General features: G+C 74.9%; 22 protein-coding genes. 5 read left to right on the forward strand and 17 right to left on the reverse strand.

The genetic code is table 11. The annotated features are described in order from the left end of the window. Nucleotides 1-123: 123 nt before the first annotated feature. Both IE225_RS15245 and IE225_RS15250 read right to left on the reverse strand, forming a co-directional pair. Nucleotides 124-921 (reverse strand): polysaccharide deacetylase family protein, encoded by a 798-nt coding sequence (locus IE225_RS15245; protein WP_190058115.1) that lies wholly within the window; start codon nucleotides 919-921, stop codon nucleotides 124-126. Nucleotides 922-983: 62 nt separating this feature from the next. Beyond that, nucleotides 984-1,946 carry a polysaccharide deacetylase family protein gene (locus tag IE225_RS15250; protein ID WP_190058038.1) on the reverse strand — a complete coding sequence of 321 codons (963 nt, stop codon included), beginning with the start codon at nucleotides 1,944-1,946 and terminating at the stop codon, nucleotides 984-986. A gap of 90 nt (nucleotides 1,947-2,036) precedes the next feature. On the opposite strand from IE225_RS15250, the gene IE225_RS15255 reads away from it, so the two are divergent. After that, nucleotides 2,037-3,218 (forward strand): class I SAM-dependent methyltransferase, encoded by a 1,182-nt coding sequence (locus IE225_RS15255; RefSeq protein WP_373303195.1) that lies wholly within the window; start codon nucleotides 2,037-2,039, stop codon nucleotides 3,216-3,218. Between the two features lie 160 nt (nucleotides 3,219-3,378). Here the strand turns inward: IE225_RS15255 and IE225_RS15260 are convergent, their stop codons facing one another. The 6 genes from IE225_RS15260 to tsaB form a co-directional block, all read right to left on the reverse strand. After that, on the reverse strand, nucleotides 3,379-4,776 hold the full coding sequence (locus tag IE225_RS15260) for an FG-GAP and VCBS repeat-containing protein (RefSeq protein ID WP_229879584.1): 1,398 nt from the start codon (nucleotides 4,774-4,776) through the stop codon (nucleotides 3,379-3,381). Between the two features lie 267 nt (nucleotides 4,777-5,043). After that, entirely contained in the window at nucleotides 5,044-6,093 is a 1,050-nt protein-coding gene (locus tag IE225_RS15265) for a LacI family DNA-binding transcriptional regulator (protein ID WP_190058040.1), read from the reverse strand. Between the two features lie 91 nt (nucleotides 6,094-6,184). Further along, on the reverse strand, nucleotides 6,185-6,436 hold the full coding sequence (locus IE225_RS15270) for a hypothetical protein (protein ID WP_190058041.1): 252 nt from the start codon (nucleotides 6,434-6,436) through the stop codon (nucleotides 6,185-6,187). Between the two features lie 48 nt (nucleotides 6,437-6,484). Then, nucleotides 6,485-7,546 carry a tRNA (adenosine(37)-N6)-threonylcarbamoyltransferase complex transferase subunit TsaD gene (tsaD, locus tag IE225_RS15275; protein ID WP_190058042.1) on the reverse strand — a complete coding sequence of 354 codons (1,062 nt, stop codon included), beginning with the start codon at nucleotides 7,544-7,546 and terminating at the stop codon, nucleotides 6,485-6,487. Further along, the gene (gene rimI / locus IE225_RS15280) at nucleotides 7,539-8,102 is read right to left on the reverse strand and encodes a ribosomal protein S18-alanine N-acetyltransferase (RefSeq protein WP_190058117.1); all 564 of its coding nucleotides are present in this window, start codon (nucleotides 8,100-8,102) and stop codon (nucleotides 7,539-7,541) included. Before rimI ends, tsaD begins: the two co-directional genes overlap by 8 nt. Nucleotides 8,103-8,131: 29 nt before the next feature. After that, entirely contained in the window at nucleotides 8,132-8,785 is a 654-nt protein-coding gene (gene tsaB, locus IE225_RS15285) for a tRNA (adenosine(37)-N6)-threonylcarbamoyltransferase complex dimerization subunit type 1 TsaB (RefSeq protein WP_190058043.1), read from the reverse strand. Between the two features lie 108 nt (nucleotides 8,786-8,893). On the opposite strand from tsaB, the gene IE225_RS15290 reads away from it, so the two are divergent. Then, nucleotides 8,894-9,457 carry a hypothetical protein gene (locus IE225_RS15290; protein ID WP_190058044.1) on the forward strand — a complete coding sequence of 188 codons (564 nt, stop codon included), beginning with the start codon at nucleotides 8,894-8,896 and terminating at the stop codon, nucleotides 9,455-9,457. Nucleotides 9,458-9,668: 211 nt separating this feature from the next. On the opposite strand, the gene IE225_RS15295 is transcribed toward IE225_RS15290, so the two are convergent. From IE225_RS15295 to glmS, 8 genes are all read right to left on the reverse strand, one after another. Beyond that, complete coding sequence (locus IE225_RS15295; protein WP_190058120.1) at nucleotides 9,669-9,926, reverse strand: hypothetical protein; 258 nt, start codon at nucleotides 9,924-9,926, stop codon at nucleotides 9,669-9,671. 185 nt (nucleotides 9,927-10,111) lie between these two features. Beyond that, complete coding sequence (gene tsaE, locus IE225_RS15300) at nucleotides 10,112-10,717, reverse strand: tRNA (adenosine(37)-N6)-threonylcarbamoyltransferase complex ATPase subunit type 1 TsaE (RefSeq protein WP_190058045.1); 606 nt, start codon at nucleotides 10,715-10,717, stop codon at nucleotides 10,112-10,114. Then, nucleotides 10,680-11,936 carry an alpha/beta fold hydrolase gene (locus IE225_RS15305; protein ID WP_190058046.1) on the reverse strand — a complete coding sequence of 419 codons (1,257 nt, stop codon included), beginning with the start codon at nucleotides 11,934-11,936 and terminating at the stop codon, nucleotides 10,680-10,682. The genes tsaE and IE225_RS15305 overlap by 38 nt, the downstream gene beginning before the upstream one ends. 39 nt (nucleotides 11,937-11,975) lie before the next feature. Beyond that, nucleotides 11,976-13,145, reverse strand: a complete 1,170-nt coding sequence (alr, locus tag IE225_RS15310) for an alanine racemase (RefSeq protein ID WP_190058047.1) — start codon at nucleotides 13,143-13,145, stop codon at nucleotides 11,976-11,978. A gap of 309 nt (nucleotides 13,146-13,454) precedes the next feature. Then, nucleotides 13,455-14,891, reverse strand: coding sequence for an NAD(P)H-hydrate dehydratase (locus IE225_RS15315; RefSeq protein ID WP_190058048.1), 1,437 nt, complete (start codon nucleotides 14,889-14,891; stop codon nucleotides 13,455-13,457). 63 nt (nucleotides 14,892-14,954) lie between these two features. Then, a complete protein-coding gene (locus IE225_RS15320; RefSeq protein ID WP_190058049.1) occupies nucleotides 14,955-15,326 on the reverse strand; it encodes a holo-ACP synthase in 372 nt (123 codons plus the stop codon). 306 nt (nucleotides 15,327-15,632) lie between these two features. Beyond that, on the reverse strand, nucleotides 15,633-15,803 hold the full coding sequence (locus IE225_RS15325; RefSeq protein WP_190058050.1) for a hydrophobic protein: 171 nt from the start codon (nucleotides 15,801-15,803) through the stop codon (nucleotides 15,633-15,635). A gap of 105 nt (nucleotides 15,804-15,908) precedes the next feature. Beyond that, on the reverse strand, nucleotides 15,909-17,756 hold the full coding sequence (gene glmS, locus IE225_RS15330) for a glutamine--fructose-6-phosphate transaminase (isomerizing) (RefSeq protein ID WP_190058051.1): 1,848 nt from the start codon (nucleotides 17,754-17,756) through the stop codon (nucleotides 15,909-15,911). A 372-nt stretch (nucleotides 17,757-18,128) separates the two neighbouring features. Between glmS and IE225_RS15335 the strand changes: the two genes are divergently transcribed. The 3 genes from IE225_RS15335 to IE225_RS15345 all read left to right on the forward strand — a co-directional run bounded on the left by IE225_RS15335 (nucleotide 18,129) and on the right by IE225_RS15345 (nucleotide 19,551). Then, complete coding sequence (locus IE225_RS15335) at nucleotides 18,129-18,416, forward strand: hypothetical protein (protein WP_190058052.1); 288 nt, start codon at nucleotides 18,129-18,131, stop codon at nucleotides 18,414-18,416. A 15-nt stretch (nucleotides 18,417-18,431) separates the two neighbouring features. Then, nucleotides 18,432-18,731, forward strand: coding sequence for a hypothetical protein (locus tag IE225_RS15340; protein WP_190058053.1), 300 nt, complete (start codon nucleotides 18,432-18,434; stop codon nucleotides 18,729-18,731). A 187-nt stretch (nucleotides 18,732-18,918) separates the two neighbouring features. Next, complete coding sequence (locus IE225_RS15345) at nucleotides 18,919-19,551, forward strand: hypothetical protein (RefSeq protein ID WP_190058054.1); 633 nt, start codon at nucleotides 18,919-18,921, stop codon at nucleotides 19,549-19,551. A 219-nt stretch (nucleotides 19,552-19,770) separates the two neighbouring features. Here IE225_RS15345 and IE225_RS15350 read toward each other — a convergent pair whose 3' ends face one another. Then, entirely contained in the window at nucleotides 19,771-22,674 is a 2,904-nt protein-coding gene (locus tag IE225_RS15350; RefSeq protein WP_190058055.1) for an AfsR/SARP family transcriptional regulator, read from the reverse strand. Nucleotides 22,675-22,826 lie beyond the last annotated feature (152 nt).

Consider the following 22,826-nt stretch of genomic DNA (forward strand, 5'->3'; position numbering starts at 1 on the left):
GTGCGGCGTCCGCGCCGACGTACGGTGCGACGCCCGTGCTGCCGTACGATGCGACGCCCGCCGGCGCGCGGCACGGCACCCGTCGCCGGGTGCGCCCGGCGCCGTCGTCGGCGCCGTCGGCGTTCAGAGGTAGTCCTCCAGCCGTCCGACCGTCAGCCCCTGCCGCTGGATGCGGCGCAGCAGCCGGGCGGTGCGCTCCCGCAGCCCGTCACCGGCCGTCTCGTCGGGCGTGAGGGAGACGATGTCGCCGGGGAGGAGGCGGGCGGGGCCGTGGGTGAAACGCAGGTCGGTGCCGTCGGTGCAGGCGCGCCAGAGGACGAGGGCGGAGACGCCGCAGTCGGCGGCGGCGCGCAGGGTCGTGGTGTCGTACGTGCCGTAGGGCGGGCGGAAGAGGCGGGGGCGGACGCCGAAGCGGGCGTGGAGCTTGTCCCGCTGGCCGCAGATCTCGGCGCGCTGCCCGGCGTACGGCAGGCCGCGCAGCGCGGGGTGGTCCAGGGTGTGGTTCTGCACGCTCGCGCCGACCGCCCGCAGGCGCGCGAAGTACCCGTATCCGGGCCCGACGACGCTGTCGGTGAGGAACAGGCCGACCGGCAGCCGCAGGTCGCGCACCAGGTCCACGAACCGCGGGTCCCGTTCGGCGCCGTCGTCGTAGGTCAGGAAGACCACCCGGTCGCGGGTCGGCACGCGGTCCAGCACCGGCGGCAGCGGTCCCCGTTCCCTTCCCGCCCGCCCCGCCGGGTGCGGTGCCGTTCGCAGGGGCGCGGCCGGCCCGTAGCGCCGGTACGACGGTTCCGCGCCGCTCCCGTGCGAGGCCCGCGCCCCTTCCGCCGCCCTCCTGCCCAGCCGTTCGATGGGGTCCACGGAGGGGGCGCAGGCGGCGGCCAGTGCGGCGACCAGTGCGGTGAGCAGTGCGACGAGCAGGGGCACGAGCACGGCGCGCCGGGTCCCGGCGCGCCGGTCGTTCCCCCTCACGGGCAGTGCTCTCACAGATAGTCCTCCAGCCGGGCCACCGCGTAGCCCTCCGCCGTCACCTTGTCCAGGAAGCGGCGGATCACGTCGGGCATGGTGCCGTTCCACTCGGAGCGGCCGCGGAAGTGGGTGAGGACGATGTCGCCGGGGTGCAGGCCGCGGTCCCCCTCGCGGTAGTCCCAGTGGTCGACGAAGACCTCCTCGTTCCAGAGGGGCGCGTAGCGGATGCCGCAGGAGGCGGCGGCGCGCAGGGTGTCGCCGTTGTAGGTGCCGTAGGGCGGGCGGAAGAGGCGGGCGCTCCTGCCGAACTCCCGGCGCAGCACCCGCTGCATGCCGCAGATCTCGTCCCGCTGCTCCTCGTAGGACAGCTCGCGCAGGTTGGGGTGGTGGAGGGTGTGGTTGTCGAGGGTGACGCCGGCGGCCTGCATGCGGCGGAAGTAGCCGTAGTCGTTGCGGATCAGGTAGTCGCTGAGGAAGGCGGTGTAGGGGATGCGCAGGTCGCTCATCATGCGCAGGAAGGCGGGGTCCTTCTCGGCGCCGTCGTCGATGGTGAGGAAGACGACCTTGTCCTTGGTGGGGACGGTGGTGAAGACCGGGGGCAGGTGCCGCTCGTCCTGGCCGTCCACCTCGAAGCCGGGGCGGGGCCTGATCCGCGGTTTGTGCCGGGGCGGGGGCGGCGCGGCGAGCGGCACCCGTCGCAGCCCCCAGCGCCGGGCGGCCGCGGTGCGGGCCGCGGTGAGGGCGCGGACCTTGGCGGCGTAGGAGTCGAGGGCGCGGGCCGGGGGCGCCTGCAGGGGCTTCTTGGCGCTGTGCGCGCCGGGTTCCGGGTCGGACGGGGCGCAGCCGGAGGCGACGGCGGTGAGGAGGAGGGCGGCGAGGCCGGCCCGGAGGGGCATCCGCCGGCCCGCCCGCCGTGCGGCCCGCCACCACACCCCCCACCACGGCCCAGTTTTGTCATTTTGTACTACTAGTCGCATGGTGCCGGATCCTCGCAGTCCGCGGCCCGCCTGCCGCCCCGACACCGCGGCCCGCCGCACACCATCCACCGACTGGCCGACAATGACCCGGTGAACGACCCGCTCCGCGCCTTCGCCACCCTGCTCACCCCCGAGGGCCGCGCCCTCCTCGACGAGGTCCGCGGCACGCCCCCCGCCCGGGAACTCGCCGTCGCCACCCGGCTGCGCCGCACCCACCCGCCGGAGCTGGTCTCCGCGGCCCTCGCCCAGGCGCGGCTGCGGCAGCGCGCGGAGGCGAAATTCGGCGCGGCGGACGCGCGGCGGATGTTCTTCACCCCGAACGGCGTCGAGCAGTCGACCCGGGCGAGCGTGGCGGCGTACCGCGCCCGGGCCCTGAAGGCGCTCGGCGTGACCCGGGTCGCCGACCTGTGCTGCGGCATCGGCGGCGACGCGATCGCCCTGGCCCGCGCCGGCCTGCGCGTCCTGGCCGTCGACCGCGACCCGCTCACCGCGGCCGCCGCCCGCGCCAACGCCGCCGCGCTGGGCCTGTCCGACCTGATCGAGGTGCGCGAGGCGGACGTCACGGAGGTGGACGTGACGCCGTACGACGCCGTCTTCGCCGATCCCGCGCGGCGCGGCGGGCGGGGCCGGGTCTTCGACCCGGAGGCCTACTCACCGCCCCTGTCCTGGGCCGTGGAGACCGCCCGCACGGTCCCGCACGCCGCCCTGAAGGTCGCCCCCGGCATCCCGCACGAGGCCGTGCCCGGCGACGCCGCGGCGGAGTGGATCTCGGACGGGGGGGACGTGAAGGAGGCCGTCCTGTGGTTCGGCGCCGGCCGGCCCGGCGGCGTACGGGCCACCCTGCTGCCGGGTCCGCGGGTGCTGGAGGGCCGGGGGCTGCCCGACCCGCCGGTGCGTCCCCTCGGCCGCTACCTCTACGAACCCGACGGCGCCGTCGTGCGCGCCCACCTCGTCGCCGAGGTCGCCGAGGAACTCGACGGCGGCCTGATCGACGCGACCATCGCCTACGTCACCGCCGACACCGCCCGCCCCACCCCCTACGCCACCGGCTACGAGATCACCGACCACCTTCCCTTCAACGTCAAGAAGCTCAAGGCCCTGCTGCGCGAGCGGGAGGTCGGCGTCCTGACCGTCAAGAAGCGGGGCTCGGCGGTGGAACCGGAGGAACTGCGCCGCAAGGTCCTGCCCCGGCCGTACGGCGCACGGGCCGCGACGGTGTTCCTGACCCGCGTGGTCGGCGCGCCCGCCATGCTGCTCGGCCGGCCCCTGTGACCTCCGCCCGCCCCGGGCCGCTCGGACCGCCGGCTCCGGGCCCACTGCGCCTGCTCCGGACCGCCTGCTTCACGTCTTCAAGTTCTTCAAGCCCTTCGAGTCCTTCGAGCCCTTCGAGTCCTTCGAGTTCTTCGAGTCCTTCGGATTCTTCAAGTACCGCCTACTTCAGTACGGTTCCGAAGCCCGCCTTCGCGTACGGCGCCCCGATCCCCCGGGGGCCGAGGACGAGTGCCGCGTCGGTCACGATCCCGGCCGGACGGCCGCGCAGCGACCAGAGGGCGCCGTTCCGGTCGTCCTCGCCGGGCGCCGCGGCCGCGAGGTCGGCGTACCCGTTGCCGTTGACGTCGGCGAGCCGCACCTCGGCGCCGAAGACGTCGCCCGCCTCGGCGGTGCCGGGGACGCCGGCGGTGTTCTGGGTGAAGCCCTGGGCACCGGCGCCGGTGACACCGGAGCGGCCGCCGCGCAGCACCTCGACCATGCCTGCGTCCTTCGGGTTGTCGCCCAGCCACTCGCCGGGCACGCCGACGGCGATGTCGTCGATGCCGTCACCGGTGATGTCGCCGACGGCGACGGCGGCACCGAAGCGGTCGTTCGACTCGGTGGCGCCGGGCACGCCGGGCGTGTCCTGGGTGAGGGTCGTCCAGGCGGTGCGCGGGGTGACGCCGGAGGGGGAGCCGTAGGCGACGTCGACCCGTTCGTCGATGTCGACGCCGGCCACGACGTCGTCGCAGCCGTCCCCGTTGACGTCGCCCAGCGCGACGGCGAGGCCGCCGCCGGGCACGGGCGTGCCGGCCGGGGCCAGGCCCTGGGCGGAGCCGAGGTAGAGCTGGGAGCCGTAGTTGCCGTCGCCGCCGTACCCGGTCACCACGAGGTCGGCGTACCCGTCGCCGTTGACGTCGCCGGCGGCGCCGTCATAGACGTCCAGGTAGGCGAGCCGCTCGGCGGTGAGCGGGGCCGCGGCGGCCGGGGTGCCCGTGCGGTCGACCGGGCCGCTCCAGACGGTCGCCGTGGTGCCGCCCGGGTCGTCGCCGCCCGTCCCCCTCGGGGTGAACAGCGCGAGGTCCATCCTGCCGTCACCGTCGAAGTCGCCGGTCTGGGTGTTGCGACCGGGCACGGAGGTGCCGCCGGACAGGCCGTTGGGACCGCCCCAGACGACGACGGGCGCGCCGTTGCCGCCGGAGGCGACGACCAGGTCCGCGTACCCGTCGCCGTCCAGGTCGCCCCGCGACAGCTGCGCGCCGAACGTCTGGCCCGCGACCGGGCTGCCCGGAATGCCGGTGGTGGCGCGGCTGATGACGGTGCGCCGGGTGGTGGACAGGCCGTGCGGGCCGCCGTACATCACCGCCACGTACCCCGCCCTGCTCGCCCCGGCGACGGTGGCGCCGGGGGCGGCGACGGCGAGGTCGGCGTACCCGTCGCCGTTGAAGTCGTCGCGGGCGTCCGCGCGGACGCCCGCCGCGGCCGGGGCGGCGACGGCGTCGGGGACGGCCTGACCCAGCGCGGCGAGCGACACGGCGAGCGCGGCCGCCCACCGGGCGCGTGAAGAGACGGAAAACACCGAAGAACCCCCTGGCGACGAGAACATGTCACCGAGGGAGACTCGCCGTCGCCACGCAGGGTTGTACCGGGGCCGGCCCGGCCGCGGGGCGCCTTCCCGGAAAGCCCGGGGAGCCGGGGGAACCGGAGGTTCTCATGCCGGGTGCCTCCGAAATTTTTGGTCGTGCCCCCGGTGAACTTCGGAGGAGTGGGGGCGCGCCGCCGCGCCGGGTCAATACGTCGACTTCCGGCCACCCTCGGCCGGTGTCACACGGGCGGCGGCCCGGTGTCACACGGGCGGCGCGGCCGTGCTGCTGCGCACCACCAGGCTGGTGGCCAGCTCCACCCGCGTGGCCACACCGGTGCGGGACTCCTGGCGCCCCAGCTCCAACACGAGCCGGGCCGCCGCCTCGGCCATCTCGGTCAGCGGCTGCCGTACGGTCGTCAGCGGCGGCCCCACCCAGCGGGCCACCGGCAGGTCGTCGAACCCGACCACGCTCAGGTCCTCCGGAATGCGCAGTCCCAGCTCGCGCGCCGCCTCGTACAGGCCCAGCGCCTGCAGGTCGTTCCCGGCGAACACGGCCGTCGGCCGGTCGTCGCGGCGCAGCAGCTCCAGGCCGAGCCGGTAGCCGGCCTCGTGGTGGAAGTCCCCCGCCACGATCAGCGACGGATCCACCGGCAGCCCCGCCGTCTCCAGCGCCGCCCGGTAGCCGTCCACGCGGGCGCGGCTGCACATCATCCGCGACGGCCCGCTGATGGAGCCGATCCGGCGGTGGCCGAGATCGACCAGGTGCCGGGTGGCGGCGAGCCCGCCCTGCCAGTTGGTGGCGCCGATCGACGGCACGTCCGTGCCCGGGTCGCCCGCCGGGTCCATCACCACGAACGGGATGGAACGGCTGGTCAGCAGCGCCCGCTGCGACTCGTCCAGCCCGGACAGCACCAGCACCACGCCGTGCGGGCGGCGGGCGGCGACCTGGTCGGCCCAGGTCCGACCCGGGGTGAGCCGTCCCGCGCTCTCGCTGAGCACCACACTCAGTCCGGCCTCCCGGGCCACGTTCTCCACGCCCCGGATGACCTCCATCGCCCACGCGCTCTCCAGCTCGTGGAAGACCAGGTCGATCAGCGGCGACCGGGAGGCCTCCGCGCGCCGTCGCCGGTAGCCGTGCGACCGCAGCAGTTCCTCGACGCGGGTGCGGGTGGCCGGCGCGACATCGGCGCGGCCGTTGAGCACTTTCGAAACAGTCGGAGCCGACACGCCGGCCTCGCGGGCGATCTCGGCCAGCGTCGCGGTCTGGGTCGACCGCCGTGTCTGGGTGGCAGCGGAGTCCGGGGACGTCATGGCGGCGATCGTATCTCCGCGGCGCCGCCTGACGTAGCCCTTGACACGGGCCGGATCACCGGAAGGTTCGGCTCCACAGGCGAAACATTCGTCACTCCACGGACTCGAACCGCCACCGGTGCACCGCCCGGGTGACCAACTCCTCGTCCGGGTCGGGCAGTTCGGGAAGGTCGGCGGCGTAGGCGGCGTCCCACCAGGTGATGACGAGGACCCGGTCCTGCGGGGCGCGGAAGGTCTCCCGGCGCAGCGGCTCGGGCGTGAGCCGCTGCGCCCGGACCCAGGCCAGCAGCTCCTCCCCCCGGCCGGCGGCGGCCCGCGCCTCCCACATCAGCGCGACCGTCATCCGCCCTCCATCGGCGCGACCGTCATCCGCCCTCCCTCGGCGCGGCCGTCATCCGCCCTCTCCCGGCACGTGCGGCTCGGTCACCGGGAGGGAGGAGTCCGCCGACAGCTCCCAGTCGGACGCCGGGCGGCCCCGCGCGACCATCTCCGCCCCCAGCGCGGCGACCATCGCGCCGTTGTCGGTGCACAGCTTGGGACGCGGGACCCGCAGCCGGATGCCGGCCGCCGCGCACCGCTCCTCGGCCAGCGCGCGCAGCCGGGAGTTGGCGGCGACCCCGCCGCCGATCATCAGGTGGTCGACGCCCTCGTCCTTGCACGCGCGCACGGCCTTGCGCGTCAGCACGTCCACGACGGCCTCCTGGAAGGAGGCGGCGACGTCCCGGACCGGGACCTCCTCGCCCGCCGCGCGTTTGGCCTCGATCCAGCGGGCGACGGCGGTCTTCAGGCCGGAGAAGGAGAAGTCGTACGCCGGGTCGCGCGGGCCGGTCAGGCCGCGCGGGAAGGCGATCGCGTCCGGGTCGCCCTCGCGCGCGTACCGGTCGATGACGGGACCGCCGGGGAAGCCGAGGCCGAGCACGCGGGCGATCTTGTCGAAGGCCTCGCCGGCCGCGTCGTCGATGGTGGCGCCCATGGGGCGCACGTCGGAGGTGATGTCGCTGGACAGCAGCAGGGAGGAGTGGCCGCCGCTGACCAGCAGGGCCATGGTCGGCTCGGGCAGCGGGCCGTGTTCGAGCTGGTCGACGCAGATGTGGGAGGCGAGGTGGTTGACGCCGTAGAGGGGCTTGCCGAGGGCGTACGCGTACGTCTTGGCCGCCGAGACGCCGACCAGGAGGGCGCCGGCCAGGCCCGGGCCGGCCGTCACCGCGATGCCGTCGAGGTCCTTCGCGCTGACGCCCGCCTCCTTCAGCGCGCGTTCGATGGTCGGCACCATCGCCTCCAGGTGGGCGCGGGAGGCGACCTCCGGGACGACGCCGCCGAAGCGGGCGTGCTCGTCGACGCTGGAGGCGACGGCGTCGGCGAGCAGCGTGGTGCCCCGGACGATGCCGACGCCGGTCTCGTCGCAGGAGGTCTCGATGCCGAGGACGAGCGGTGCGTCCCGGTTCTCAGCCATGGGTCTCGGTTCCTTGTGCGTCGTTCGGGGAAGTCAGGGAAGCGGTCCCCGCGCCGGGGCCGCTCTCGGGTGCCGCGGTGAGGCCGCTCTCGGGTGCCGCGGCGAGGTCGCCGCCGGGTGCCGCGGTGCGGCGCATGACCAGGGCGTCGACGTTGCCGGGCTGGTAGTAGCCGCGCCGCAGGCCGATCGGTTCGAAGCCGAAGCGCTCGTACAGCTTCTGCGCGCGGACGTTGTCGACGCGGCACTCGAGCATCACCTCGGCGCACTCGAAGGCCGTCGCCGCGCGCAGCAGCTCGGTCAGCAGGCGCGAGCCGAGCCCGGTGCCCCAGTGGTCGCGGGCGACGGCGATGGTCTGCACGTCGCCCTGGTCCCCGGAGGCGGCCAGGCCGGCGTAGCCGACCAGCCTCCCGCCGCACTCGGCGACGGTGTAGTACCGGGTGGCCGACGGGCCGCGGGCGTGCGCCAGCTCGGACCAGAACATGCCGCGCGACCAGGCGTCCTCGGGGAACAGGTCCTTCTCCAGCGCGATCACCGGCTCGATGTCCCACCAGCGCATCTCGCGCAGACGGGGGGTCTCGGCTGCTGTCACTTGGGGGTGACCACCTTGTAGTTCTTCGGCACCTGGGCGTCGGGGCGGCGCAGGTACAGCGGCCGGGGCGCGGGCAGCTCCTCGCCGCGGGCGAGCCGCTCGGCGGCGAGGCAGGCCAGGGCGGCGGCCGAGACGTGCTCGGGTTCGTGGACGTCGGGGAAGGTCTCGGGGTACAGCAGCGCGCCCGCGCCGACCGCCGGCAGTCCGGCGACCTGATCGGCGATGTCGCCGGGGCGGTCGACGGCCGGGTCGGTGAGCCGGGTGCGCGCGTCGGCGTACCGGGCCCAGTAGACCTCCTTGCGGCGGGCGTCCGTCGCCACGACGAACGGTCCGGGCAGGTCGGCGGCGTAGGCGAGCGCGTCGAGCGTGCACACGCCGTGCACGGGGACGCCGAGCGCCAGGCCGAGAGTCTGCGCGGTCATCAGTCCGACGCGCAGCCCGGTGTAGGGGCCGGGACCGATGCCGACGGCGAGGTCCGTGACGGCGTCGAGCTTCAGCCCCGCGTCCGCGAGGACCCGGTCGACGGCCGGCAGCAGCAGCTCACCGTGCCGGCGCGCGTCCACCTGACTGGCCGAGGCGACGACTTCTCCGCCGTCGTGCAGAGCGACCGTGACGGCGGGAGTGGCGGTATCCAGAGCGAGCAAGAGCACGCAAACAGCCTACGGCTCCCACGCCCCGCGCACCGCCGCCCCGGGCGGACGGCCGGCGGCTGCTACCGTCACCGGGACGGCACCGCGACAGGCAGGGGTGAGCGACGGGTGGCAGGCAGCAGCTCGGGATGGGTGGCCGGGCTCACCGCGGCGGCCCTCGGAGCCGTCGGCTTCCTCGCCTGGCAGGCCAGGGGGAACGCGCCCACCGAGCTCACCGGCGGCAGGGCCGCCGCCCACGCGTCCGCGTCCCCGTCGCCGTCCGCCGCGGCCGTCCGCGAACCGGCGCGTTCCGCCGTGCCGCCCGACGGGTCCGGGACGGGTGCGCGCGTCGTGTACTCGGTGCACGACGCGCGGGTCTGGCTCGTCGACGCCGACGGCACGGTCCGCCGCAGCTTCCCGGTCACCCCGGGCACCGTCGACCCGCCCCCGGGCTCCTACTCCGTCACCTCCCGCTCCCGCGCGGTCACCGGCACCGACGGCACCGCCGTCGAGCACGTGGTGCGCTTCACCAGCGTCGGCGGCGTGACGATCGGCTTCAGCGCCGCCGTCGACGGCGCCACCCCCACCGCCGACCCGGCCACCCCGGCGGGCGGCATCCGCGAGACACGCGAGGACGGCTCGGTGATGTGGGACTTCGCGCTCATCGGGCGGAAGGTCGTCGTCGTCCGGTGACGGGCGGGAGCGGCGGGCGCTCCGGTGACGGGCGGGAGCGGCGGGCGCTCCGGTGACGGACAGGAGCGGCGGGCGCTCCGGTGACGGACAGGAGCGGCGGGCGCTCCGGTGGCGGGACGGGGGACGGACGAGGTGGGCGGGACGAATGGGGTAGGCGGGACGAACGGGGTGGACAGGGGTGACGAGGTGGGCGGGTTCCGCCCGCTCGGGCTCAGGCCGCCTCGCGGTGCTTCCGCACGGTCCCGGCACTCCCGGTGTTCCCGGTGTTTCCGGTGTTCTCGCCGTTCCCGCCGTTCCCGCCGTTCCCGCCGCTCCCGAGGGTCCCGGCGGTCCGCTGCCGCGTGCCCGGGTCCGGCTCCCGCGGCGGCGTGGAGACCAGCCGTGCCGCGGCACAGGACGCCAGAAGGGCGTGCATGGTCACACCGGGTGCCACGCGGGACTGTGCCGTGGTGTGTTCCGTGGCCGACATGGACGCCTCCTCACCCCCCGGGGGCGGACGTAGTTAGGTAAACCTAACTACGGACTGGGCACCATGTGACCACGGCGGAGGCACCGGGCGCAACAGCGTGCCGACGCCGTGTCGGAAACCGTGCCGGAAACCCGGCCGCCGCCCGCACGCCCGTGCGGGCCCGCGCCGACGCGCGTGCGGCAGCCTCAGCCGGCCGTCCCGGCCGTCCCGGCCGCCCCGGCCGCCCCGGCCGCCCCGGACAGACCCGACAGGTCGGCCCCGGCCCAGCGCTCCCCGACCCCGGTGACGGTCACCCGCCGTACGTCGTCGCCGTCGCCGCCGTCGTCACCGTCGCCGCCGGCCGCGGTGCCGCCGGCCGTGTCACCCGTCGCCCGGTGGATGACGACGTGCAGCCGGTCCTCGGTGAGCTCCTCGACCTTGCCCTCGCCCCACTCCACGACGACCACGGACTCCGGCAGGGACACGTCCAGGTCGAGGTCCTCCATCTCCTCCAGGCCGCCGGAGAGGCGGTAGGCGTCGACGTGGACGAGCGGCGGGCCGTCGCCGAGGGACGGGTGCACGCGGGCGATCACGAACGTCGGCGAGGTGACCGCGCCGCGCACGCCGAGGCCCTCGCCGATCCCGCGGGTCAGGGTCGTCTTGCCCGCGCCGAGCTCCCCGGTGAGCATCACGAGGTCGCCCGCCCGCAGCAGCCCTGCGAGCCGGCGGCCCAGTTTCCGCATCTGCTCGGGGGAGGTGACGGTCAGCTCGGTCTCAGCCGCGCCGTGCGGTACTGCTGGTGCTGCTTCCATGGCCACCAACCGTAGCCCCTGCCGGGACCGCGCCCACGCGGACGAGCAGGTCGGCGAGCCGGTCGGTGACCACGTCCGGGTGCTCCAGCATCACCAGGTGCCCGGCGTCCGGGACGAGGACCAGCTCCGCCTCCGGCAGCAGGTCGGCGATGGCCTCGCTGTGCTCGCTCGGCGTGACCAGGTCGTCGATCCCGGCCAGGACCAGCACCGGGATGTCCCGGAAGTGGGCGAGGGCCCCGGTCTTGTCGTGGTCGTCGAAGGCCGGGTAGAACTCGGCGACCACGTCGATCGGCGTGCTCTCGATCATCCGCTCGGCGAAGCGGGCGACGGCCGGATCGACGTCCCTGGACGCGAACGAGTACCGCTTGATGATCCCGGCGAACAGGTCGGCGGTGGCCCGGCGCCCCTTCTCCACCAGCTCCGCGCGCTGCCCCAGCGCCCTCAGCACGCCCGGCAGCACGCGCCGCACCATGGTGACCCCGGCCACCGGCAGCCCGAAGTTGACCTCGCCGAGCCGCCCGGACGACGTCCCGACCAGGGCGACGCCGACGACCCGCTCGCTGATCAGCTCCGGGTACTGGTCGGCCAGCGCCATCACGGTCATGCCGCCCATGGAGTGACCGACCAGCACGATCGGCCCCTCGGGCGCGGCGGCGTCGATGACCGCCTTCAGGTCCCGCCCGAGCTGTTCGATGGTGAGCGGCACCCCGTCCTCGACCTGCGCCCTGCCCCGCGCCGAGCGGCCGTGGCTGCGCTGGTCCCAGTGCACGGTGCGCACCACGCCGCGCAGCGCGGCGCGCTGGAAGTGCCAGGAGTCCTGGTTGAGGCAGTAGCCGTGGCTGAAGACGACGGTGACCGGGGCGGGGTGCCTGCGCCCGAACAGGCGGCGCCGGCGGGGTGCGGGCACCATGTCCGGCCGCACGTCGTCGACCTCGTAGTACAGCTCGGTGCCGTCGTCGGCGCACGCCTTGCCGGGCGTGCCGCGCAGCGCGCCGTACGGCCCCGCCGAGTCCAGCGCGAGCCGGGCCTTGCGCCGTATGCCGCGGCCCACGGTGAACCGCTCCACGGCGACGCCGGCGGCCGCGCCCGCGGCGAGCACGCCTATCGCGGCACCCGCGATGCCGGTGGCCCGGCGCCAGCCGCCGGCCACCCCCGAGGCGGAGGCCGCGGCCGCCGCGGCGACGGCCTCCGCGACGGCCTCCGCGCTGCTCTCGCTCACGTACCGCTCCTCTTGTGTGTCGCCGGGACCCCTGTGTGGCTACCCCGCTGATTCCTCGTTCACGTAGACGCGAGGAACACGCGTTCCGATGCGAGTGACGATCTCGTACGCGATGGTCCCGGCCGCCTGCGCCCAGTCCTCGGCGGTGGGCTCCCCCCGGTCGCCGGGCCCGAACAGCACCGCCTCCGCGCCGGCCGGCGGCTCGTCGCCGCCGAGGTCGACCACGAACTGGTCCATCGCGACCCGCCCGGCGACCGTGCGCCACTTGCCGCCGACCAGCACCGGGCCGGTTCCGGAGGCGTGCCGCGGGATGCCGTCCGCGTAGCCGAGGGGCACCAGACCGAGGGTGGTGTCGCCCGGGGTGACGTAGTGGTGGCCGTAGCTCACGCCGTGCCCGCCCGGCACCCGCTTGACCAGCGCCAGCGACGCGCTCAGGCGCATCACCGGGCGCAGCCCGAAGTCGGCCGGGGCGCCCAGCTCGGGGCTGGGCGAGATGCCGTACAGGGCGATACCGGGGCGGACCAGGTCGAAATGGGCCTCGGGCAGGGTGAGGACGGCCGGCGAGTTCGCGATGTGCCGCACCTCGGGCTTAAGGCCCTGCGCCTCGGCGTACGCCACCATCTCCCGGAAACGGGTGAGTTGCGCGGCGATGGACGGGTGCCCCGGCTCGTCGGCGCACGCGAGGTGCGACCACAGCCCGGTGACCCGGATCAGCCCCGCCCGCTCGGCACGCCGGGCCGCCGCCACCAACTCGGCCCAGTCCTCCCCGGGCTGGCAGCCGCCCCGCCCGAGCCCGGTGTCTGCCTTGAGCTGCACCCGCGCGACCCGGCCGGCGCTCCGCGCCGCCGCACCGACCTCCGCCAGCGCCCACAAGGCGCTCACCGACACGTCGAGGTCGGCCTCGACCGCCTCCCGCCACGGCCCGCCCGGCACCCACAGCCAGCACATGATCCGCCCGTCCAGGCCCGCCGCGCGCAGCGCCAGCGCCTCCTCGGGCGTGGCCGTGCCCAGCCAGGCGGCGCCCGCCGCGCGGGCCGCCCGGGCGCACCGGACGGCGCCGTGGCCGTACCCGTCCGCCTTGACGACGGCCATCAGCGCCGCCCGGGGCGCCCGCGCGCGCAGCGCGCGCACGTTGGCCCGCAGAGCGGCCAGATCGATCTCGGCGCGGGCGCGCAGCGGCGCGCTCCACGGGGGTGCACTCTCGTTCATCGCGCCCCCAGTGTCTCAGAGGGGTGGGACGGGCCTGTTCCGGCTCCCGTTGCCGGACGGATATTCCACATACCCGGCGACGGGCCGGGGAGCCATCGGGGCGGTGGCCTTGTATCGGCGATACCGGCAACACCGGTGATACCGGCGAGGGGCGGCTGACTCGGCAAATCATCCAAACTACGCAAACCGCCCAATCTGCGCGCCTCGTGGGCCTTCGCGCCTCTTCGGCACCCCGGGCTCCGCCGGCGCCCGCCCCGCCGGGCGCCGGGCGCCGCGCCCCCTGAGCCCCGCGCCCTGCGCGGTCCCGCGTCAGTCCCGTACGCTCCGCCAGGCCCGGGGGATGGCCTCGGCGACGTCGTGCGCCCCCACCGGTGCCCCCTGTGCGGCGAACCGCCCCGCGAGGCCGTGCAGGTACGCGGCCACGCTGCCCGCGTCGAGGGCCGGCAGGCCCGCCGCCAGCAGCGATCCCGCCAGCCCGGACAGCACGTCCCCGCTGCCGGCGGTGGCGAGCCAGGGCGTGCCGGTCGGGTTGACCCGCACCGGGCCGCCGGACGGGTCGGCGACGAGCGTGGTGGAGCCCTTGAGCAGGACGGTCGCCCGGTAACGCGCCGCCAGTTCGCGCGCACTGGCCAGCCGCGCCGCCTCGACCCGCTCCCGGTCCACTCCCAGCAGCGCGGCGGCCTCCCCGGCGTGCGGGGTCATCAGCGTCGGCGCGGTGCGCCGCCGCACCGCCTCCCGGTCCGCCAGCCGCAGCCCGTCCGCGTCCAGCAGCACCGGCACGTCGGCCTCCAGCACCTCCGCCACGGTCGCCGCGTCGTCCCCGGCCCCCGGCCCGACGACCCAGGCCTGCACCCGCCCGGCCTGGCGCGGGCCCCGGTCGGAGACGAGCGTCTCGGGGAAGCGGGCGATGACGGCCTGCCCGGCGGGCCCGACGTACCGCACCGCCCCGGCCCCGCCGCGCAGCGCGCCGGAGACGGCGAGCACGGCGGCCCCCGGATAGCGCGCGGACCCGGCGGCGACCCCGACGACCCCGCGCCGGTACTTGTCGCTCTCGGCGGCGGGCGCCGGCAGCAGGCGGGCCACGTCGGCGTGCTGAAGGGCCACCAGTTCGGGCCGGGCGGGCAGCAGTTCGCCCAGCCCGATGTCGACGAACCGGACCGTGCCGGCGTACTCCCGGCCCGGGTCGACGAGCAGGCCCGGCTTGTGCGCGCCGAAGGTGACGGTCACGTCGGCACGGACGGCGGCGCCGTGCACCTCGCCGCTGTCGGCCTCGATGCCGCTGGGCAGGTCGACGGCGACGACGAGGGCCCGGGAGGCGGCGGCGCGCGCGGCGAGCGGCGCGGCGTCCGGCCGCAGCCCGCCCCGGCCGCCGATGCCGACGATCCCGTCGACGACGAGGTCGGCCCGGTCGATCAGCTCCTCGGCGGTCCCGGGCCGCGCGACGCGCCCGCCGGCCCGGCGCAGCGCCGCGAGCCCCCCGGCGTGCGCCCGCTCGGGCCGCAGCAGGACCGCGGTCACGCCCGCGCCGCGCCGGGCGAGGCGCGCGCCGGCGTACAGGGCGTCACCTCCGTTGTCCCCGCTGCCGACCAGCAGCACCACCCGGCTGCCGTACACCCGTCCGAGCAGGTCCGCACACGCGGCGGCCAGCCCCGCGGCGGCGCGCTGCATCAGCGCGCCTTCCGGAAGCCGCGCCATCAGCTCGCGTTCGGCCGCCCTCACCGTCTCTACGCTGTACGCGGTACGCATGCCGTCGAGTCTCCCCCAGCGCGCCCCGCCGCCGCACCCGGGCGCCCGCGCACGCCCCGGGTCTCATCCCTCCGCGATCACCACCGCCGACGCCACCCCGGCGTCATGGCTCAGCGACACGTGCCACGACCGCACCCCGAGCTCCTCCGCCCGGGCCGCCACCGTCCCCGTCACCCGCAGCCGCGGCTGCCCGCCGTCCTCGACGTACACCTCGGCGTCGGTCCAGTGCAGTCCGCCGGGCGCCCCCAGCGCCTTGGCGACCGCCTCCTTGGCCGCGAACCGCGCCGCCAGCGACGCCACTCCGCGCCGCTCCCCGCTCGGCAGCAGCAACTCCCCGGGCAGGAACAGCCGTTGCACCAGTCCCGGAGTCCGCTCCAGCGACTGCGCGAACCGCTCGATCTCGGCCACGTCGATCCCGACCCCGATGATGCTCATGCCGGGCACTCTACGCAGGCGGCCGGGCCGGCGGCGCGGACGCCGGGCGCGGAGGCGGGCACGCACGGGGCGCGGGCACGGGCCCGCACGGGCCCCGACCGCGGACGGACACGAACCCGGCCGCGGTCCCAGCCGCGGACGGACACGAACCCGGCCGCGGCCCCGGTCGCGGACGGACACGAACCCGGCCACGCACACGCGCGGGCCCCGGCCGCGCTCCGCGACCGGGGCCCCGCCGCTACGGCGTCGACGACCGCCGCAGGCCATCCGCAGGCCGTCCGCAAGCCACTACCGGCGCTATCAGCGCTACCAGCGGTACCAGCGGCCGCGCCGGCCTCCCGTGCCGGCCGGGCGGACGACGAAGCCCAGCAGCCACAGCACCAGGACGATCGCCGCGATCCACCACAGCGCCTTCAGGGCGAAGCCCGCGCCGAAGAGGATCACGGCCAGCAGGAGAACCAGAAGAAGGGGAACCATTTCGCATCAACCTCCGGTCCTCCGGGTGCCCGCGACCGGCCGGGAACACGCACTCGAAATTCACGGTTTTTCCATCAAATCCCGGGGAATCCGCACGAGTTCGCCCTATTCCACGGTCACCGACTTGGCCAGGTTGCGCGGTTGGTCCACCTCGTTGCCCCGGGCCGTGGCGAGTTCGCAGGCGAAGACCTGCAGCGGCACCGTGGCGACCAGCGGCTGCAGCAGCGTGGGCGTGGCCGGGATCCGCACGAGGTGGTCGGCGTAGGGCACGACCGCCTCGTCGCCCTCCTCGGCGATGACGATGGTGCGCGCGCCGCGGGCCCGGATCTCCTGGATGTTGGAGACGATCTTGTCGTGGAGCACCGACCGCCCGCGCGGCGAGGGGACGATCACGACGACCGGCAGGTCCTCCTCGATCAGCGCGATCGGCCCGTGCTTCAGCTCGCCGGCCGCGAAGCCCTCGGCGTGCATGTAGGCGAGCTCCTTGAGCTTGAGCGCGCCCTCCAGCGCCACCGGGTAGCCCACGTGCCGGCCCAGGAACAGCACGGTGTTCTTGTCGGCGAGAGCGCGCGCCAGCTCCCGCACCGGTTCCATCGTCTCCAGGACCCGCTCGACCGCGCCGGCGATCTGCGACAGGTCCCGGATGACGGCCTGGATCTCGTCGCCCCACTTGGTGCCGCGCACCTGCCCCAGGTACAGGGCGACCAGGTAGCACGCCACGAGCTGGGTCAGGAACGCCTTGGTCGACGCCACCGCCACCTCCGGCCCGGCGTGCGTGTACAGCACCGCGTCCGACTCGCGCGGAATGGTGGAGCCGTTGGTGTTGCAGATCGCCAGCACCTTCGAGCCCTGCTCGCGGGCGTGCCGCAGGGCCATCAGGGTGTCCATGGTCTCGCCGGACTGGGAGATGGCGATGACCAGGGTCCGCGCGTCCAGGATGGGGTCCCGGTAGCGGAACTCGCTGGCCAGCTCCACCTCGCACGGGATGCGCGTCCAGTGCTCGATGGCGTACTTGGCGATCAGCCCGGCGTGGAAGGCCGTGCCGCAGGCGACGATGACGACCTTGTCGACCTCCCGCAGCTCGGAGGCGGAGATGCGGACCTCGTCCAGGGTCAGCGAGCCGGAGGCGTCGATGCGGCCCAGCAGCGTGTCGGCGACCGCCTTGGGCTGCTCGGCGATCTCCTTGAGCATGAAGTAGTCGTAGCCGCCCTTCTCCGCCGCCGAGGCGTCCCAGTCGACGTGGTAGGACCGCACCTCGGCGGGGTTGCCGTCGAAGTCGGTGACGGTCGCGCCGTCGCGGCGCAGCTCCACCACCTGGTCCTGGCCCAGTTCGATCGCCGAGCGCGTGTGGGCGATGAACGCGGCGACGTCCGAGGCGAGGAAGGCCTCGTCCTCGCCGATCCCCACCACCAGCGGCGAGTTGCGGCGCGCGCCGACCACCACGTCCGGCTCGTCGGCGTGCACCGCGACCAGCGTGAACGCGCCCTCCAGCCGCCGGCACACCAGCCGCATCGCCTCGCCCAGGTCGGCGCAGGAGGAGAACTCCTCGGCGAGCAGGTGCGCCACGACCTCGGTGTCCGTCTCGGAGGCCAGCGTGTGCCCGCGCTCGGCCAACTCGCCCCGCAGCGCGGCGAAGTTCTCGATGATGCCGTTGTGGACCACCGCGACCCGGCCCGCGTTGTCGAGGTGCGGGTGGGCGTTGGCGTCGGTCGGCCCGCCGTGCGTGGCCCACCGCGTGTGCCCGATGCCCGTCGAACCCGTCGGCAGCGGCCGTTCGACCAGCTCCTTCTCCAGGTTCACCAGTTTCCCGGCCTTCTTCGCCGCCGCCAGCCCGCCGTCCGCGAGCACGGCGACGCCCGCCGAGTCGTATCCCCGGTACTCCAGCCGCTTCAGCCCGGCCATCACGACCTCGAGCGCCGACTGCGACCCCACGTATCCCACGATTCCGCACATGGGCCGCAGCCTACGGGCGCGCCCCGGCCCGTTTCCGTCACTCCGTGCCCGATTTCGGAAATTCCCGCCGGAGTACGCACCGCCCGCCCCGCGGCACCGGTGGAGGAGGCCGCCCCTGGCGTTTTCGGGACACGGCTCCAGAAGCGCGGGCAATCGCGCCTCCGCCAGACCCGGAGCACTGCAAAGCCACCGCTCCGAACCATGAGGCCACTACGAACGGTACGTCGGCGCAGGCAGACTGATCGGTAGGACCTCCGAGCAGACCGGGAAAAAGCCGACCTCATGGTTCATCGTCGTGCAGGACAAGTGGAGGGCGTCCGCACGATGCGTCCGATCGGGAAGCCGGCAGTCCGCCGGGGAGGGGGATGAGGCATGGAGATCCATGTGCGGAACCGGCTGCACGTGCGGGTCTCGGAGAGGATCGGGGACGACGCCGACGGGAGCTTCCTGAAGGCGTGCCGGGAAGCTCCGGAGGACAGCCACCTGCACGGCGTGCAGTCGGTCGGCGACACGATGTTCAACGAGCTGCAGGCCGCCCACCTGGTGGCCGAACTCGGCGGGCTCGCCGAGGAGAAGCAGACGGACGTGATCCGTCGCGTGGCGAAGATGGCGCAGGAGGCGGCCGCCTGCCGTGGCTACCTGTACATCTCGGGAGACTGAAGGAAGACGTTCCGTATGCCTCTTGTCATCTACGTGGAGGATCAGAACCACGAACGCATGGCGAAGACCTATGAGGACCACAAGGAGACCTTCCTGGCCTTGTGCGAGGCGGCGCCGGAGGGCAGCATTCTGCGAGCCGTGAACCGCTATGGCGACACCATGCTCAACGAGATCCAGCTCAAGCGGTTCGTGGCCGAGCTGAACCGGTTGCCCGATGACAGGAAGAACAGCACGGTGCGGAAGCTCGTCGCCGCGGCTGAGTTCGCGATCGCCTCCCACGGCTACCTGTTCTTCACCGGGCCGGCACCCGCGTGAGCCGGTGCCCCATCCGCCGGGCGCGGCGGCAAGTGCGCCGGGACTCGGCCTCAGGACGGGCCGTCACCGACCCACCCCGACAACACGGCCGGCGCGGCAGAGGCTGCCGCGTGCCCGCCTGAAAGACGCGCCCAGTCACCAGCTCGGCTCCCACGTCCACACCGTGTTCCCAGGGATGTGACGGTTGATGAAACGCCACGACGAGTTCACGTTCGGCGTCCCCTGGATCACGGAGTTCTTCCACCAGGACTGGACGCACGACGCCCCGACGGCGGCCGAAGCGGTGGCCCGCCAGTTCCCGGGGGAACTCGATCCGGCAGCGGTACTGCTGGTGCGCCGTGACGCGCGGCTCCTCCTCGACCACCTCGCCCCGGACCGGATCGAGGTGCTGTGGGAAGCCTGCACAGCAGAGGAGTCCTTCTTCCCCCGCCGTGCCGCGGACGGCGCCGAGTGGATGCGCCGGCTGACCGAGGTGTGCGACCGGTGGCTCTCCCGGCGCGCGGACACACCGGCGCTTTCCGACGCCGACAGTTACGAGGGCAGGGAACTCGCCGGTCCGGTTCTGGCCGAGGTGGAGGAGTTCAGGAGCGTCATCGGCTCACAGGTGGCGGACGCGCTCACCGAATGCGCCCGGCGCTGTACGCCCGATCTCGCCTTCCGCTTCCTCCTCAAGGTTCTGCCCAGGAAGTACTTCACACCGCCGGACAGGTACTTCCATCTGACCCGCGAGCACTATGCGCGGCTGGAGGACATCGGGACGGCCCTGCGCTACGGCGAGTTCGTCGTCAGCGAGGTGAAGTACCTGGTCGAGGACGGCTGACGGCTCGGCGGAGAGGGCTCACGCGCACCACGGGCCCCCTCCGCCCTTCCGGTGCCCGCCGGTGATCGTGCAGGGCGGCGTGACGCACCCCCGCCCCGTTCGAACTCCGTCAACAACGGGCTGTGGTCTCCCCGGTCTCCCCCGTCTCCCGATCTCCCGGTCCCCTCGATGCCCGGAGCGCCCACCGGAACCGTCCGGAGGCGAGTTCCTACGCCGGTCTCACCCGCGCGGAGCGGAGCGCGCCCCGGACGGCGGAGCCGGCCGGTCCTCGGGAGGTAGGCCGAGGGCGGACAGGCCCTCGGTCGCGTGGCGTTGGCCGCGGTGGTAGCCCAGGGAGCGGGCCAGGCGCAGGGCGTGCCGGTAGTGGGCGGCCGCGCCGTCGGGGGCGCCGAGGGCGCGGTCCGCGTGGCCGAAGGCGTTGGCGCACTCCACCTCGGCCCACCGGTCGCCGAGCCTGCGGGCCGCGCGCAGGCCCTTTGCGCACAGCACGCGGGCCTCCTCGGCACGGCCCGCCTCCGCCTCCAGGACACCCAGGTAGGACTGGCCCAGCGCCTCGGGACGGCGGGGTTCGTCGGGCTCCCCGTCCCGGCTGAGCGCCACGCCCGCCTGGAAGGCCATCCGTGCCGAGCGGTGCCGGCCGAGCGCGTGGTGGGTGAGGCCCAGTTCCACCAGGATCTGCGCCTCCAGGTCGCGGCGCAGGTGGGCCCGGCTCAGGCGCAGCGCCCGGGTGCCCAGCCGGTGGGCGGCCGCCGCGTCGCCCGCGTCGATCTCCACGCGCGCCAGGGCGCCGAGCGCCAGGGCGGTGCGCAGGTGGTCGTGGACGGCCGCGTACCCGTCGAGCGCCTGGGTGAGCAGGGTGCGGGCGGCGTCGAGGTCGCCGCTGATCCAGCGGGACCGGCCCAGGTGCTCGCGGGCCAGGGCGGTCAGGTCGGGCCATCCGTGCGTGTCCGCGAGCCGCAGGACGCGCTGGATGTGCCGCTCCGCCTCCTGCGGCATGCCCGCCGTGAGGGTGGCGTCGACCAGGTTCAGCGCCAGCTCCGCCTCGGCACGCCGGTTCGCCGCCCGGCGCGCCGCCCGCAGGCCGGCTTCGGCGGCGGACAGCCACTCGGGGATCCGGCTCTGCTGCTTGCACGGGCCGTGCAACAGGGAGGCGAGGGTCCAGGCCGCCGGGTAGGGGCCGTGCTGCGAGGCGTACTCGACCGTCGCCAGGAGGTTGGGCAGTTCCCGGCGCGCCTGGCGCGGGGTGACGGCCGCCTCCTGGTGGGCGCCGGGGCCGGGGCCGACCGTGTACACGGGGCTCGGGTCGCCGCCGAGGGCCTGCGCGACGTACGTGTACCAGGCGATGAGCTGCCGCAGGGCGGCCTGCCGGTCGGTCTCGCCGTCCTCCCGCCGCGCGCGCTCCCAGGCGTATTCGCGCAGCAGGTCGTGCGGGAAGCGGAAGCGGCCCGGGGCGTGCTGTTCCAGGAGGTTGGCCGCGGTCAGGGCGGCGAGCAGGCGGTGCGGTTCGGTCGTGCCGGTGGCCGCCGCGACCGCCTGCAGCGACAGGTCGAGTCCGGGCAGCGAGCCCAGCAGCCGCAGCAGCTTGCGTGCCTCGTCGTCCAGGTGGCGGTACGACAGGCCGATCGAGGCGCGTACGGAGGCGCGCTCGTCGTGCGGCAGCGACGACACCTCGAGCGATCCGACCTCGGCCAGCGCGTGGGCCACGTCGTTCAGCCCGAGGCGGCCCCGGGCCGCTCCGGCGGCCACCACCCGCAGCGCCAGCGGCAGGTGCCCGCACAGCCGGGCGATCTCGGCCACCGCCTGGTCGGTGTCCTGGTCCGGGGCGGTCCGGCCGGCCGTGCCGAGCGCGGCGCGCAGCAGGGCGGCGGAGTCGCCGGGCGGCAGCACGCCGAGCCAGGTCAGCAAAGCTCCGTCGTGCACCGCCAGGCTGACCAGTGCGCGCCGGCTGGTGATCAGGGCCGCGCATCCGGCCGTGGCGGGCAGCAGGGGACGTACGTGCTCGGCGTCGGCGGCGTTGTCCAGCACGAACAGGACCCGGCGGCCCTGGAGCCGGGAACGCAGCGCGTCGGCCCGGTCGCGCGGGTCCACCGGCACCTGGCGGGCGGGGGTGCCGAGCGCGCGCAGGAAGAAGCCGAGCACCTCGGCGGGGTCGGCGGGCCCGCGGTGGTCGAAGCCGCGCAGGTCGGCGAAGAGCTGCCCGTCGGGGAAGGCGTCCTTGACCTGGTGGGCGCAGTGCACGGCGAGGGCGGTCTTGCCGACGCCCGCGGTGCCCTCGATGCAGATCAGCGGCGCGCCGTCGCGCAGTTGCCCGACGATGCGGGCGACGTCCTCCGAGCGCCCCACGAACTCTCCTGATTCGAGGGGAAGTTGACTCGGCGGTTCGGTGGAGGGGGTGGGCGGGGCCGAGGTGTCGAGCACCTCCTGGTGGGCCGCGCGCAGCTCGGGGCCCGGCTCGGCGCCGTACTCCTCCACGAGCCGCCGGCGCACCCTGGTGTAGGTGTCCAGGGCCTCGGCCTGGCGGCCCGACCGGGCGAGGACGCGCATCAGCAGGGCGTGCGGGCGCTCGCGCAGCGGGTGCCGGGCGGTCAGCCGGGTCAGTTCGGCCAGGTGCCGCTCCCCGCGGCCGAGTTCGATGTCGAGGGCGTACAGGTCCTCCCGCGCGACGAGCAGCCGCTCGGCGAGCCGCTCACGCTCCAGCTCGGCGCCCGGCCCCTCCACGCCTTCCGCGTAGACCCCGCGCCACAGGCCGATGGCGCGGGTCAGGGTCCTGGCCGCCTCCTCCAGGCCGCCCTTCTCCCGCAAATCCTGTGCGTGGGCGATCAGTTGCTCGAACTCGGCGAGGTCGCACTCGCAGCCCTCCAGGGCGTACCCGGTGTCGGTGAGGACGATCCGGGCGCCCGCCGGCAGCAGGCGGCGCAGACCGGACACGTACTTCTGCACGAGATTGGGCGCGTGGCCGGGAACGTCCTCTCCCCAGACGTCGGCCATGATCCGGTGCGTCGGCACGGGATACGGGGCCCGGGCGAGCAACGCCACGAGCACCGCCCGTTGCCGGGGCGGACCGAGCGGCACCTCCCGGCCCGCGTGGAACGCGCTCAGCGGACCCAGGACTTCGACACGCACGCGTGCACTGTTCATGACGACTTCTCCCCCGTGGTCGTCTGCATTGCACGCATCCTACCGATTTGATCGGTCAACAGCTCGATTCTTGGCGGGCTGTTCCCCGCATCGTCACCGTGCCGGCATCCCTCGCCGGACGGCCGCTTTCCGGTGCG

Origin of the sequence: Streptomyces echinoruber (assembly GCF_014651135.1) — a bacterium.
In the GTDB taxonomy this organism is placed as follows: Bacteria; Actinomycetota; Actinomycetes; order Streptomycetales; family Streptomycetaceae; genus Streptomyces; species Streptomyces echinoruber.